We start from the raw sequence: 13841 nt of genomic DNA on the forward strand, positions 1-13841 counted from the left end.
TATAAATTTCGCGCGCAAATGAAGCTCTCTCGCGAGCTCCAACCGGAAATATTTCGTTGCCCAGCCATCTGCGTACCTTCTAAATAACGCCATAGTCGAATCGTCCCAGAAATAGTCTTACATCTTCCCTACCGAAACGAGCTAACCGAGATGGCGAGTCTTGCGGGGTTCGCTTCGAGAATCTCCTCTTAAGACTATACACCGACTTTTTGTTACGCAAACTACATGATCTTTAACCGGTGCAGAAAACGCCTCTTACGGCTTAGTCTGCGCTATCAAAAAAGCGAGTAAATTCTGCACTCGCAACAGGGCGCCCGGTGAAGTACCCCTGCACTGAGTCGCAACCCAAATTTGTTAGGCATTCAAGCTGTTCGTGGGTTTCCACACCTTCAGCAATGACGTGGAGGTTTACGTCGTGGCCTACCGTAATGATCGCTTTTGCAATGGCTTGTGCCGTGGAGCACGTGGTGATGGAACTTACAAAACTTCGGTCAATCTTCAGGCAGTCAATCGGCAAGGAACGTAGGTAACTCAGGGACGAATAGCCGGTTCCAAAATCATCAATCGCAACTCGGACCCCCATGTCCCTCAGGTCTGTCAGGTTTTTAAGCGCCTTCCCGGTGCCATCGATCATGATGCTCTCGGTCACTTCCAGCTCTAGCAAATGAGGCGGAATATTCCGTTGTTTGATGCCGGCCTGCAGTTCTTGGACAATGGTGCGGGTGTTTAGGTGAATACCGGAAATGTTGATCGAAACAGGCACCTGTTTACGATCTTCTACTCGCCAAACCATCATCTGATCTAATACTTTCTCAACCATAACGTGACTTAACGAAACGATGAGTCCGGATTTTTCAGCAATTGGTATGAAGCGTGCTGGTGACACAACCCCCAGTTCGCTGTTTGTCCAGCGCATCAGTGCCTCCATCCCGATTAGTCCGAGGCCGGACAGGTCAAATTTCGGTTGGTAATGCATTTCAAGCACACCATCCGCAATATCTCGGCGGAGAAGCCTCTCTATTTCAATATCCTGACACACCCGTTCACGAAGCTCGGTGTTATAGCGGTGGATTCTGCGCCCACTGGCAAGGGCGCCTTCAGATTGAATTGCATAAGCGGTCGCGCTAAGTATCCCGTCGGGTGTCGCTGAACTGTCTATGCTGTCAGCGACCCCAACAGCCCATTCAACCGAACAAGTGAAACCATCAATTTCGATGCCCGCGGTCACCCTCCTCAGCAATACGTCTGCAAGTTCATCGGCAAACCCCACCTCCTCGAGTCCGGACAGAACTACGATATAGTCAGAATCCGAAAGGCGTGCGATCAATGCGTTACCGGGTTCTGAAATCTGCTCCCGTGTAAGCAGAAAATTTTCGACACCGACGCCCAAACGTTCAACGATCGTCCGGGCCAGCCTACCCATACCTTGGCGCCCAATTCGCGGCTCAAAACAACGTAAATCCGAAGCCGAATACCGCAACAAAACGGAGTGTGTATTGGTTTCTACACCATCCCTCAGACGCTGCCGCAGTTCGGACATCAACTGTTTTTCGTTAGCCACACCGGTGGACGGGTCCTTATGGACCAAGTCGAACATTTGTTTCTCAACCACAAACGCTTCACTTTGATCCTGAAGTAAGCAGATGAGTTCATTCTCTGAACCGGCAATAAAGCGCCCTTGTACCGTGTGTGCCAATCCATCCTGTGAACTGTAAACCACAAACGAATCGAAGCTATCTCCCTTCAGAGCCTCTGCTCTGGCTTGTTCAACCACCAAGGCGGAATCCGTTTGCAGGCAATCAATCAACCGGTTACCGGGGGTCACATTGCGGCTCAATTCCGAGGGCAAGCGCTCCAGCAAATGCGAGGCCTGGATAACACCGTTATCATCCAGAACCAGCATCGCTTCAGAGGATGTTTTGAGCATCGAGGAAATCTGATGGCTACGGTCGTTTAGATTTTTTTTGACCGCACGAGCACCAATTAGTGAGTTAAGGCGCTTGGTAATGATGCGCCAATTCAGAGGCTTGGTGGCAAAATCGGTGGCGCCACTTTCGAACGCTGCATCGACGGAGTCTTCGTCGTCCTGACCGGTCGCAATGATAATAGGGAAGGAATCATCATTGAGGAGTTCGCGAATCTGCCGACAGGTCGCGAAGCCGTCGATACCCGGCATCCTGGCATCCAGTAATACCGCATCAAAGGCATGGGATTTCAGCCAGCTTAACGCAGTGAAGCCATCGGAGGCGTCGGTCACTCCAAAGCCCGATTTCTCCAGGGCATACCGGGACACCATACGTACCGCCAGATCGTCATCTACAACCAGCAAACGATGGGCTTCTGAATGAGTTGACGATGAATCAAGGGTGACTGAAAGTTCAGACTGGAACATGGTTATCTCCGTTAGCGTTATTGCTAACAAAGAGATTGCACGTTGTGTGCCATTTTAAAACATCGTTTTAAAACAGCTAATTGCAGGCTTAAGTTTTATTGAAGACAATCTTTTTGCATTTTGCGAATCAAATTGAATCGCTGGATAGTTCGGCTTTTTCCCACTGCAGTTTCTTGCGATAAATCGTCGACGCACTGATCTCCAGAAAAGCTGCGGCTCTGGGCACGTTGCCTCCACAGATATCGATGGCTGACTCGATGATGCGTTTTTCTTCAAGCCAAAGTGGAATAATCTCCGAACTCTGCGCCTGCCCCTGACGCGGGGGCCGGTCGACCGACAGCCCATCCGCGGCTGTCCAACCTGTTGAACTCTCTTCGCGCGCCGAACGATCAATAGGCGTATCACTAGCGATCGGCGTTGCTGTCGCTGCGATGGTGGGAAGCATCGACATTCCCACGCTCGTCCCGTCGTTCAATACCACAACATTACGAACTACGTTACTGAGTTCCCGTACGTTTCCGGGCCACGAGTAATGGGTAAAAAACTCTTCTACCTCGCGGCTGAACCCTTGAAAGGATTTACCCTCATCGCTGGAGTATTGTCGTAAGAGCGCGCGCGCAATGAGTAAAATATCGCTGCCACGCTCCCGAAGCGCGGGCATGTGAATAGGGATGACGTGCAGGCGATAGTATAAATCTTCCCGAAAGCGCCCTTCCCTAACTTCCTTGAGCGGGTCGCGATTGGTGGCGCAGATGAACCGAATATCCACTTTAACTTCTTTGCTGCTCCCAACCGGCTGGAAGGTGCCGGACTGGATCAAGCGCAACAATTTACTTTGCAGATCGAGCGGCATTTCACCGATCTCGTCGAGGAACAGCGTACCCCCGGATGCCCTCAACGCAGCGCCCTCTCGTGAGGCCGAGGCCCCGGTGAAGGCCCCTTTTACATGACCGAAGATTTCACTTTCAATCAATTCTCGGGGAATCGCTGCACAGTTAAGAGCGATAAAGGGTTTGTCTGATCGAATACTTTCAGCGTGCAACGCCTCGGAACACAGCTCCTTGCCGGTACCGCTTTCGCCGGTAATAAACACTGAGGCACTGCTACCAGCAGCGCTCTCCACAATCCGGTAAACGTTCTGCATCGGCAGGGAGGCGCCGATCATGCTATGGAAGAATTCTCTGCGGTAAACCTTTTCAAACTCCTGAACCACTTCTTCGAGGTGATGTTTCTTCAGGATATTGTTCAGCGTTACGCTGAGACGGGCCTTATCGAAGGGCTTGGTGATGAAGTCGCTGGCGCCGCGTTGCATCGCATCAACGACCATGTCCACCGAGCCATGGGCGGTAATGACGATAACCGGCAGCGTCGGCTTCTCAACTTGCACTTTGTCGAGAATCGCCAGTCCACTCATGTCCGGCAAACGCACGTCGGTGATCACCACATCGAAGCTTGCTTGGTCCAGGTAATCCTGCGCATCGCGCCCGGTGTTGGCGACCTTAACCTCGTAATCGTCTTGGAGATAGCTGCGATAAACCATTGCATTGGAGGGGCTATCTTCTATCAACAACACACTCGGGCGGTTTACACTCGGCATTCAAATTCCTTTTTGTTTGACACAATCCGTTCAGGTAAATTCTGACTCTAAGCGTTTGTGATATTCAGAATAAGCCATGAGCGTGTCATCTGCTACTTTTCCAACCTGACGAATCAATGCGGGATTCTCACAGGCTTTGGATTCACCGGCCACATCTTCCAGATCTTTTGCTGCAGCCTGCAAACGCAAGCCGCCAAAAGTGCCTGCGCAACTTTTCATGGCGTGAGCCTGTTCCCGGATTTCGCCTTCATCTTTGCTATTGTGCGCCTGAGCAATGCCTTGGGCGCGCTTTTTGATTTCATTGATGAACACCGTAAGCATCATCGGTACAGCTGCCTCCGAGGTATCCCTGGCCAACTGTTTCAACACTCCGGCAGACATTACCTCAAACTCCGCGTACTTCGTCTCCATGTCTATCATCGGGTCATCTCCCGAGCCTGACTCCTGCGGGCAACTTTCGATAACCGCCGTGAGTTGCTCAATTTTGAAGGGTTTGCTGACAAAGTCATTCATCCCAACCTTGTAACAACGCTCAATTTCAGACTTCTCGGCATTTGCCGACAGTGCAATGATGGGCGTTCTGGCATTCAATCCGCCCGTTGAACGGATCTGCTCGGTCGCCTCCAAGCCATTCAAGCGTGGCATTCTCATATCCATCAAAATGACGGAGTAAACTTTTTCGCTGGCCAATTCAACAGCTTCCACACCATCGCAAGCAATATCGACGCGGTACCCTTTGCTTTTCAGAAGCTCTGCTCCAATGATCAGATTGGCGTATACATCATCGACCAACAGGATTGTGCTGCCTTCAGAAACACGGGGGCTTGATGAATCATCCAGATTTGTCGAAGCCGGTGTATGCTCTGAAGTGGCGGTGTTCGTCAGATCCGCTTCTTCCTCGTTAGCTTCTGAATACGGTATTTCCACGAAAAAGGTGGTACCAATACCCACGGAGCTTTCCAACCAAATCGTACCGTCCATACCTTCGACCAGTTTTCGTGCGATGGCTAATCCGAGGCCCGTGCCTCCATAGCCTGTGTCGCGCATGGCATCGACCTGCTCAAATTCGGAGAATACATTCTCGGCGAGATCTGCCGGAATGCCCGGCCCCGTGTCGCGAACTTCGATCCGCATCCGGTTTTCATCAGACTCGGAATCGGTGGCCGCTACACTTGATACATGCACGGCCACTTCACCCGCCTCTGTAAACTTGTAAGCATTGTCCATAAGTATGGTCAGCACCTGCCGCAAGTGATCTCGGTCAGCCTCAACTTGCTCTGGTAGTTCAGCGCTCACTTCAGTGCGAATATTCACCTGTCCCTTAATACCTTTGGCTTTAATCGATGCCGTCACACCGCCAAGAAGGTCTTCTACCGGGAACGTCACTTTTTCAAAAGCGATATGGCCCGCTTCGATTTTCGAAAAGTCGAGAACTTCATTTACAACCTGTAAGAGCGCATCCCCGGATTGACGGGCGAGATGCACATACCGCGTGCCGGCTTCGCCCAAGCCGGCCTGATCTTGGATCAAAGCAAGCGAGCCCAATACGGCGTTGAGCGGTGAGCGTATTTCATGACTCATATACGACAGAAAGCGAGATTTCGCAGTAGAGGCCTCCTCCGCCTGCGCTTTTGCTTCGATCAGTTCTTCTTCCCGGTTTTTTCGTTCTGTAATGTCTCGAATAGCGGCGGTTACGAAGATCTCGTCATCAATCTTAGTGGGCGTTAACACCATTTCGATAGGAAAAGATTGACCACCTCTGCGCTGAGCTCTGGTTTCGATCCGCATACCAAGTATCGGCCCCTCGCCTGTGGCAAGATAATGCTGCATCCCTTTGTAGTGAGCTGGCCGGGATTCCTCAGGAATTACATGGTCCGCCATAGGCTTGCCAATGATTTCCTGCTTGCTCCACCCGAACAACTCCTCGGCTGATTGGCTGAAATCGGTTACTAACCCATCCTGGTTGATGGTGATCAGTGCATCCAGGCTGGTCTCGATCAAATTGGCCCTCAGTTTGTCACTGACCTGGGCGGCATGGGCTAATTCATGCTCTCGAGTTCGGTCGCGGATGATCAGAATCGACAAGCCGGAACTGCCGGTCCGGAATGAAGACACGCTGATTTCCAAACTAAGTCTGCGGCCCGCAAAGGATGAGAGTTCAGTAATCGTTCGGCGGGCCGGCCCTTCATTTTTTGTTGGACCGGAATCAAGCGCCAACACTGCGTCCTCACCCAGAAACTCGGAAATCGGCTGGCCAACGAGCGTTTGCTCTTCAATCTCAAGCAGTTCGCCCAGAACTTTATTGGCATACACAACACAGTTGTTTTCGTCGATGGTTGCGATCCCGTCAGGTGCACCCGCTAACAATGCCTGAACATCATCGTCGCGCTGGATTAACTGCTCGTTTTTGTTCACGAGCTCGTCATTGAGCCGGTTCAAAGCTTGTTCCCGATCCAACAGTACCTTCGACATGTTGTTGAAGGCGTGCATCGTCTCGGAAACCTCATCTTTGCCCCGGACAACAACAGGCTCGGTGAGTTCTCCCGCCTGCAGTTTTACGCTGGCGTCGCGCAACACCAGAAGCCTCTTTGTGAGGTAGTGCCCTAAAAACCAGGCAGCCAGAGCAACGAGCAGAGCTTGGGGAACCGCGATAAAAAACAGACGGGATTTTGCCTCACTTGCGAGTGCATACAGCTCTTCCAGGGAAAAACCTATGCTCAGTACGCCAAAGGTTTCGCCCCCGGCCTTCAACTCATGCTGTACATGGTGAATACCGTCCTCTACGGCACTCAAACCAGTATCTGATATCACCGTTCCGTCAGCGCTCAGAGAGACGTCGGCTAATGTTTTACCGTAGCCCTCTACCTTTACATAGCGGACGCCATCCAGCGTACCGATTTGGAGAACATGCTCCTCCAATGAGGCCAGGTCGTAGGAAATCAGTGAATCCAATATGACGGAGCCAGCCAGAAATGTTGTGTCATCAGCACGCTTTTGGATATCCGTCTCCCCCACACTCTGGATAAACTGGGAGGCCTGCCATACGAGTATCACGAGAAAGAACAACTCGATCAGCGCTATACCAAGAATGGTTTTCCATCTGAATGACATCAATATATCTCCGTATACTATTGGCCCTGCATACGCAGGTCTCGGAAAACGCTACTCAGGCTGACCAAGACCCAGTTCACGAACATCGTCCCAATCCGAATCCTTAGCGGTCTGCAAAGCCTTCATCCCTAATCCTTTAAGGATATCTCTGCCTGTCTCAGAATCCGCCAGCTCAATCATGGCCCGTTGGACCGTCGCTGCAATATCTTCTGGTACGCCTGGATGAACAGTAATAGCGTGCCCGGTATAGCCGGGAGACAACCAAAGAACTTCAAGCTTTTTTCTAATTTCGTCAGGCATCTCATTGAAAGTTCGCACTATTCCTCCACCACCCATTAACAGACCGCTGGCCACTGCCCGGTACACCGAATCATGGGATTTTACGAAAGTTGCCGTGTAACCCGGTGCCGCGTCATCCAGAAATGCGCGTGTAATCATGGTGGCGGCAAAGGCTCTGGGAGCCGGAAATGCCAGGTCAGCACCGGCCAGATCCTCAAGCGTTTCCGCCTCAAGACTGGCCGCAACAACGATAATACCTCTGATCACGTGATTCTTCTGGCGCGCTATCGCCCGGTATCCGGAACTCTCGTTGAACAGCACAAAGTGATAAGGGTTCATGTATGCGAAATCGTACTCTCCCGCAGCAAGCCGTTTTTCAAATTCGGGGATATTAGGCGCTGTGGCGAACTGAATGTTGTAACCGGTCTTCTCGGACAAATAACGTGTTAAGGGTAGCCAGTTTTGAGCCAGTTTCTCCATGGCCTGTTGCGGCACCACGCCAAAAGTTAGGACGTCATCCATTTTATGCGCTGAGGTCACATGCCCACTGAATAACATTAGCCCACTCAGTAACAATGCAACGACATATCTTGGCAAGGTCAACATACAATTACTCCACTTAATTAAATCCCCTACAGCCGAATCGCAGCACGTCCGTAAGACTCAAGCATAGACAAAGCATAATTCGAACCAAGTCATGGAATACCACTGTTACACAGTTGGTTAGAGTTCCAATTTGCAAACAACTATAAGTTAAAAGCCCAATCTGATTTGCAAATTGCGAATCAAACTACGAGAAACCCACACAAACTAACCCTGTTTTTTCCTTCCAGCCCGCTCAGAAACCACAGCGCACAGCGTTGGCACCAAACTTGCGATAGCTGTCCTGACCTGAACGTTTCCCGAGGGACTTACACGATGCACGTGGCAGAGCTGTCAAAACAAAATCCAACAAGTGTTGGCTGTCAGGTGCTGGTGGTTGAGGATTCCGTCGCTGAACGATTGAGGCTGGTCGCAATGCTGAATAATTTGGAGTACTCCGTGACGGAAGCCTCCAACGGCATCGACGCTATGTCCAAAATGCAAGCCACACGATTCGACATCATCATTAGCGACTGGCGCATGCCGCTCATGACCGGGTTCGACTTCTGTAAAGAGGTTAAGAAAGAACCTGAAACGGCCCCGTATTTTATCTTGCTGACTAGCCAAAAAACGATACAGGATCTGGTGGCCGCTATGGACGCCGGTGCGGACGACTTTATCGCCAAACCTTTTGCGGTCGAAGAACTTCGGGTGCGCCTGGAGGCCGGCCGGCGGGTTATTGAATTGCGTCAATCTCTCGCTGTACAGAACCAGGAAATCCAAAAAACATTAACCCGTGAGTCGTCTGTTTTAACGAAACTTCGGGATGACCTGACAGCGGCGGAAACGTTGCAAAGGGCGCTGTTGCCAGATGCAATCGATCTGCCCGCCGGTGTCGATATTCTGCACTACTTTCGTGGTGCCCACGGGGTGGCAGGAGATGCCTACAACATCATCAAGCTCAGCCCTACGGCGCTCGCGTTTTATTTGCTCGATGTGTCTGGCCACGGAGTCAAAGCAGCCATGCTGTCGTTCTATGCAACCCAGTTACTGACCAGTGTTAGCCGACTTTCGTCAGACACAGACGCCATGCCAAACCCGGCAGAGGTTGCTCACGAACTTAATGAGCGGTTCCTTAACGAATTTAACGGCAACGATTACCTGACCATGGTGTATGGCGTGCTCGACCTTGAAACGGGCGAGGGTTCTCTGTGCCAGGCCGGGCACCCCCACCCTTTTATTCTTGAACAGGATTCAGGCGACACCTGCACACTGGGACAGGGTGGCTATCCGGTTGGCATGCTGCCCCATGCCACGTTCGACTCAATCTGCTTCGAAGTGAAGCCCGGCGATGGCATCGTGCTTAGCTCAGACGGCATTTTCACGGTAAGGATGAAGTCTGGCGCAGAGATACAACAGCGACATCTTGCAGGGCTTCTAAACCTTGTCTCCTGCGTCGAGCCGAGCCATCAACAAAGCAAGCTTTCGAATGTACTGGACGCTTTGCTGAGCAAGTCGGATTTGGAAGATGATGTTTCGATGCTCCTGATCCGACGGCCACTGCCCCAACCGGAATACAAGTCTCAGCCCGAACTTGAAGCGGGGCTGTCGTTATGACACCCATTTCCAAGACCTATCCGGTCTCGTTTGAAGCCATTGAGGAAGCTCTCTCAGCGATTCAATCACTTTTACAAGATCTGTCGAGCAGCGAGGAAACAACATTCAAAATGGTGACCTGTTGCCGAGAAGCTCTGAACAATATTGTCCAGCATTCTGGGCAATTTGAGTTCACATCGAAGGTTCGCTTGTTTACCCGATCTCAAGGCACGTTGATGGTCATTGCTTTCGAGCACTTGCCCACCGTGCATCAAACTCCTGCCGACTCCTCTATGCCATACGACAGCCTGTCAGGTCGAGGACTGCCCATTATGGACGCGTGGATGGATCGCTTCCGGCTGAGACAAACCGCTCAGCGAACCCAAACCTTACTGATGAAATACCTGATTTCAGACGAACATCACTAATACGAATTGGAGAATAACCATGAACACTCAACAGACAAACACCAACCAATCCACCGTTGAAGTTGTGCAGCTGCCAGAAAAACTGGTGATGGCTAACAGCGACGAAGCCCACAAACGTCTTCAGTCTCTGATTGCCGAAGGCAAAAACCGGCTCGTGATCGACCTTGGCTCCATGCAGTTCATGGATTCCAGTGGCCTGGCCGTGTTGGTGGGTGCCTGGAAAACAGTGAGGAATGACGGTGGAAAAGTGCATCTTGTCAGCCCGTCCCCGAGTATCCGGGCACTACTTGAACTGACACGACTGCACGAAATCTTCGAGATCTTCGAGGATCTGGACGCAGCCCGAGCAGATGCCATCGCGTGATTGCCGCCCCTAAAACGAGAACGTGCCAATGGGACGAATTAATTTTCAAACACTAAATCATCTGGCCGGTTCGTTCAGGGCTAATGCTTTTTTCAGGAATGTCGGGTGGCTCACTGGCAGTATGCTTTTGAGTCGGGTTTTTCGCCTTGCCATCACCGTGGTAGTGGCTCGTACATTTTCCACGGTGGACTACGGGCAGATTGCACTGATTTTTACCGCCCATGAAATCATTACGCTGTTCATGCAGCGCTGCACTCAGGTCAAACTCGTTCAAGCACCGCTGGAAGCATTGGCGGCACTTTGCAAAACAACCTATTCGTTGAATTGGTTACTAGGACTGGGTCTATTGCTGGCCCAATGGGTCACCGGTTTTATCATTGCAACAGTCTATGATGCTCCGGATCTCTGGCTCCCTATTGCCTTACTTGGACTCTGTCATCTGTTAATGCCCATTGGCATGGTGCATGCCGCACTGAACGTCCGACAAAGCAAACTCAAACTGGTTGCCAAGATTGAAGTCTCGCAAACGTTTTTTGAGGTGGTTGGTGTTCTTTTGCTCATTGCGTCCGGTTTGGGCATCTGGGCTTTAGTGATCCCCAAGCTTTTTGCGCCATTGATTTGGGTCTTCGGCCATCGTTCCCAATGCCCTTGGCGTTTTGACCGCCAGCAACCAGGAACCGATTGGCGTTCAATCCTGAGGTACAGCGGAAACCTCTTGGTCGTTGATGGCATGCAGGTGATTCGGCAAAATCTGGATTATCTTTTGGTTGGTCACTTCCTCGGGCTCGAAGCCCTCGGTTTGTACTTTTTCGCCTTTAATGCAGGGCTCGGCATTGCGACAACCTTTGCCAACGCCATCAATAGCGCGTTCCTACCGCACTTATGCAATGCAGACAGCCATGATGCCGCCTCGGCTCGTGCGGGCCGTTACCGCAATGGCATCCGCATGATAGGTATTGTTGTAGGCGGGACCGTAGTGGCACAGGCCGCTGCAGCGCCTTTCTATGTGCCGTTGGTCTTCGGTGAGAAATGGGAAGCAGCCGGAAGTATTCCGCTCATCGTTATCCTGTGCTTAACCGCCTTGCCGAAAACGATGTTTGAATCCAGCAGTCAATTTTTGCGCGCTGTTGATCAACCAAAACTCGACTTACAGTGTCACCTGAAACTTACGGTGTTACTCGTCATCGGTCTGATACTCGCGGTTCCCTTTGGCCTCACTGCCATCGCCCTGTCCATCCTGGTGACCTACACCCTGGGTGCCTTATTGATGCTGCTCACTTGTCGCCGGGTAAGTCAGCTGCCAGCGACCATTGTCATGGCATAAAAAAATGCCCGCTGTTAGGCGGGCATTTTTTAAATCTCCTTCTTACCAATTCTTGAACGGTATTTTCTTAACCTTGTTCGCAACACCTCTCTGGTACCAGTCTTTCTGGCTTGCGCCCTCTGATTCCACGTACTCGACGAACGAAGGGTAAGCCAACCCGATATCAATGGCAGCCAATGGCGGCTCAAAGTCATCCGGGATGATCATCGCGAAAGGAAAGTTGCTTTGGTCACGGAAAGACCCGGTACCATCCAAACGATTGCGAGAATGGCCCAGCACGGGGTTCTTACCGGCCAAATGGATTTCATATCCCGTTTCATGGACGTAGATGAAAGGATCGAATGGCGCCGGGGCAACCTCATCCGCCGGTACGGGTACATCCAGGGTTAACGAAAACTCGAACCGTGGGCCTTGCTGAACGGTCTGCTCTTCGAACGTATTAACATAGGTGGACGTGCCATCCATGAACTGGTCTGCGATATGCTCGGCCAACAACAGGTTGGCGCTGCCTAAAACAGCGATATCTTTCGGGTAACCTGCCAAAGGCGCCTCACTTCCCGGCTCAAAAAACAGGGTCTTGCCGTGGCCCACGGCCCATTCCGGCAGTTCGATTAGCAGGTGCCAATCGTGATCGTAGGCAGCGCCTCGCGCAATCAGGTGTCCGTTCCCACGAATGTGCTTAACGCCGTCGCCTTCGCTTCCCAACGCAACCTGATAGGCCACCACTAGGTCATTAAAGTCGTAATCACCGCGGTTGGGATAAAGATCTTCGTACGACGCGATGTAATAGCCTGTACTGGAAGGCAGATAGGTCCAGGTTGTCAATGTGGAGCCGGACTCATCCAAAACCAGAGGCGCGAACGCTCGACCCGGGACGAGTTCATCCAATGAGGTGGCGTCATTGGCCGTCAGTAACGCAATGATTTCATCCCGTCCCCCAAAATCGTAAAAACCTTCCGGGTCTCCGGCTTTCTTGTCGACCGGAAGAAAGCCGACTTCCAGCTCTGCACTCACCAGGTCTTCCAATGAACGGTCAACAGGAATTCGCAATACCGAATCCCAGGACGAACCGTTTAACTCACTGTTCGCGTTCGATGACACGCGGTTTGAATTGGCGTCTCCGATCATGGTGCCGTATAGCACTGGCACATCGCTCCCTGCCCGCTTCAGGAACGAATAAGTGGGTGTGATGAAGCTGTTATAGGAAACCACCTCTTCAGGAAAGGTAAGTTTCAAGGTTACATATTCCAGAGCGACGCCCTGACTGGTCGGAGTTTCGCTGCCGGAACTGGGCTCGCTGATATCAACGGCGAATACCAGATTGCCGCCATTATCATTTCGAAACGCCTCGAGCAAAGCGCCATTCGATTTTTTCCCCCTGTCACCCGGTGTAAATAGGTTAATGGTGCCAACACCATCACTGCGTATGTTGTCTTTGAAGCGGAACGACGCAAGTTCACTGTGGGCCAGGCTGGGTAATAGCAGGCAAGGAAGGATGTATTTCAAACCGGACGACTTCAACATTGAGCGCTTCTTCATAGTGCTATTTCCCGGGTAATAACGAGTTCGCTGGCCAGGACATCGAAGACATCGACAACAAGCGTGGACAATGCCAATGGAACCGACACAGAGGTTTCGAACAACTGGCTATTAGTAACACTGGTTAACAGGAAGACTTCGCCTTCAGGCTCAGATACCTTCAAAACGTATTGCCTTCCCGGCGTGAGGAGGGCCAGGTCTGCATCTGGCACCGACACCAGAAGGTGCTGGTAGTTACTGAACGAGAAATCTGCCGGTGCCTGACGGCTGGCGACTGCAGTCGTGGTTTTAATGTCGGTCGCTGTCGGCTCGGAAATCAACTCAGATACGCTTTCACTTGGAGCGCTCGTGGGGGTGCTTTCACTTTTACTGTCGCTACCGCCCCCACATCCGTACAGAGTCGTGATCAGAATCAGGCCCATGGCCGGGGCCACCCTGGATATCGGTCCTTGATTAGCTTTGCGTGTTTTCATACTCCACCTTTTAAGTAGTTACACGCAAAGACAGAGCAGTAATTGCGCCATGAACGCTGTTCCCTTGTTTTGATTTACTTTTCCCAGGATCCACCATCAAAACCTGGCGTTTAACCCCGATCTCTCGCGCAGATTTATGAAGTTCGTTTCGATGTT

General features: G+C 51.5%; 10 protein-coding genes. 4 read left to right on the forward strand and 6 right to left on the reverse strand.

Features of this window, described 5'->3' with window-relative positions; genetic code table 11:
• Positions 1–262: 262 nt before the first annotated feature.
• The 4 genes from VOI14_RS05470 to VOI14_RS05485 form a co-directional block, all read right to left on the reverse strand.
• Positions 263–2392 (reverse strand): putative bifunctional diguanylate cyclase/phosphodiesterase, encoded by a 2130-nt coding sequence (locus VOI14_RS05470; RefSeq protein ID WP_323751023.1) that lies wholly within the window; start codon positions 2390–2392, stop codon positions 263–265.
• Between the two features lie 127 nt (positions 2393–2519).
• Positions 2520–3989: a sigma-54 dependent transcriptional regulator gene (locus VOI14_RS05475; protein ID WP_323751024.1), complete on the reverse strand. Its 1470-nt coding sequence runs from the start codon at positions 3987–3989 to the stop codon at positions 2520–2522.
• A 30-nt stretch (positions 3990–4019) separates the two neighbouring features.
• Positions 4020–7100: a PAS domain S-box protein gene (locus tag VOI14_RS05480; protein WP_323751025.1), complete on the reverse strand. Its 3081-nt coding sequence runs from the start codon at positions 7098–7100 to the stop codon at positions 4020–4022.
• 51 nt (positions 7101–7151) lie between these two features.
• Positions 7152–7901: a phosphate/phosphite/phosphonate ABC transporter substrate-binding protein gene (locus tag VOI14_RS05485; RefSeq protein ID WP_323751026.1), complete on the reverse strand. Its 750-nt coding sequence runs from the start codon at positions 7899–7901 to the stop codon at positions 7152–7154.
• 402 nt (positions 7902–8303) lie between these two features.
• Here VOI14_RS05485 and VOI14_RS05490 point away from each other — a divergent pair, with 402 nt between their 5' ends.
• Genes VOI14_RS05490 through VOI14_RS05505 form a run of 4 tightly spaced genes read left to right on the forward strand, consistent with a single transcriptional unit; the run spans position 8304 to position 11673 of the window.
• A complete protein-coding gene (locus VOI14_RS05490; RefSeq protein WP_323751027.1) occupies positions 8304–9578 on the forward strand; it encodes a PP2C family protein-serine/threonine phosphatase in 1275 nt (424 codons plus the stop codon).
• Positions 9575–9985, forward strand: a complete 411-nt coding sequence (locus VOI14_RS05495) for an ATP-binding protein (RefSeq protein WP_323751028.1) — start codon at positions 9575–9577, stop codon at positions 9983–9985. The genes VOI14_RS05490 and VOI14_RS05495 overlap by 4 nt, the downstream gene beginning before the upstream one ends.
• A gap of 19 nt (positions 9986–10004) precedes the next feature.
• Positions 10005–10349 (forward strand): STAS domain-containing protein, encoded by a 345-nt coding sequence (locus VOI14_RS05500; RefSeq protein WP_323751029.1) that lies wholly within the window; start codon positions 10005–10007, stop codon positions 10347–10349.
• 28 nt (positions 10350–10377) lie between these two features.
• Positions 10378–11673 carry an oligosaccharide flippase family protein gene (locus tag VOI14_RS05505; RefSeq protein WP_323751030.1) on the forward strand — a complete coding sequence of 432 codons (1296 nt, stop codon included), beginning with the start codon at positions 10378–10380 and terminating at the stop codon, positions 11671–11673.
• Between the two features lie 42 nt (positions 11674–11715).
• Here the strand turns inward: VOI14_RS05505 and VOI14_RS05510 are convergent, their stop codons facing one another.
• A complete protein-coding gene (locus VOI14_RS05510; protein WP_323751031.1) occupies positions 11716–13212 on the reverse strand; it encodes an LruC domain-containing protein in 1497 nt (498 codons plus the stop codon).
• Positions 13209–13685 (reverse strand): hypothetical protein, encoded by a 477-nt coding sequence (locus VOI14_RS05515; protein ID WP_323751032.1) that lies wholly within the window; start codon positions 13683–13685, stop codon positions 13209–13211. The genes VOI14_RS05510 and VOI14_RS05515 overlap by 4 nt, the downstream gene beginning before the upstream one ends.
• Positions 13686–13841 lie beyond the last annotated feature (156 nt).

Origin of the sequence: Marinobacter sp. (genome assembly GCF_034669625.1) — a bacterium.
Taxonomy (GTDB): Bacteria; Pseudomonadota; Gammaproteobacteria; order Pseudomonadales; family Oleiphilaceae; genus Marinobacter.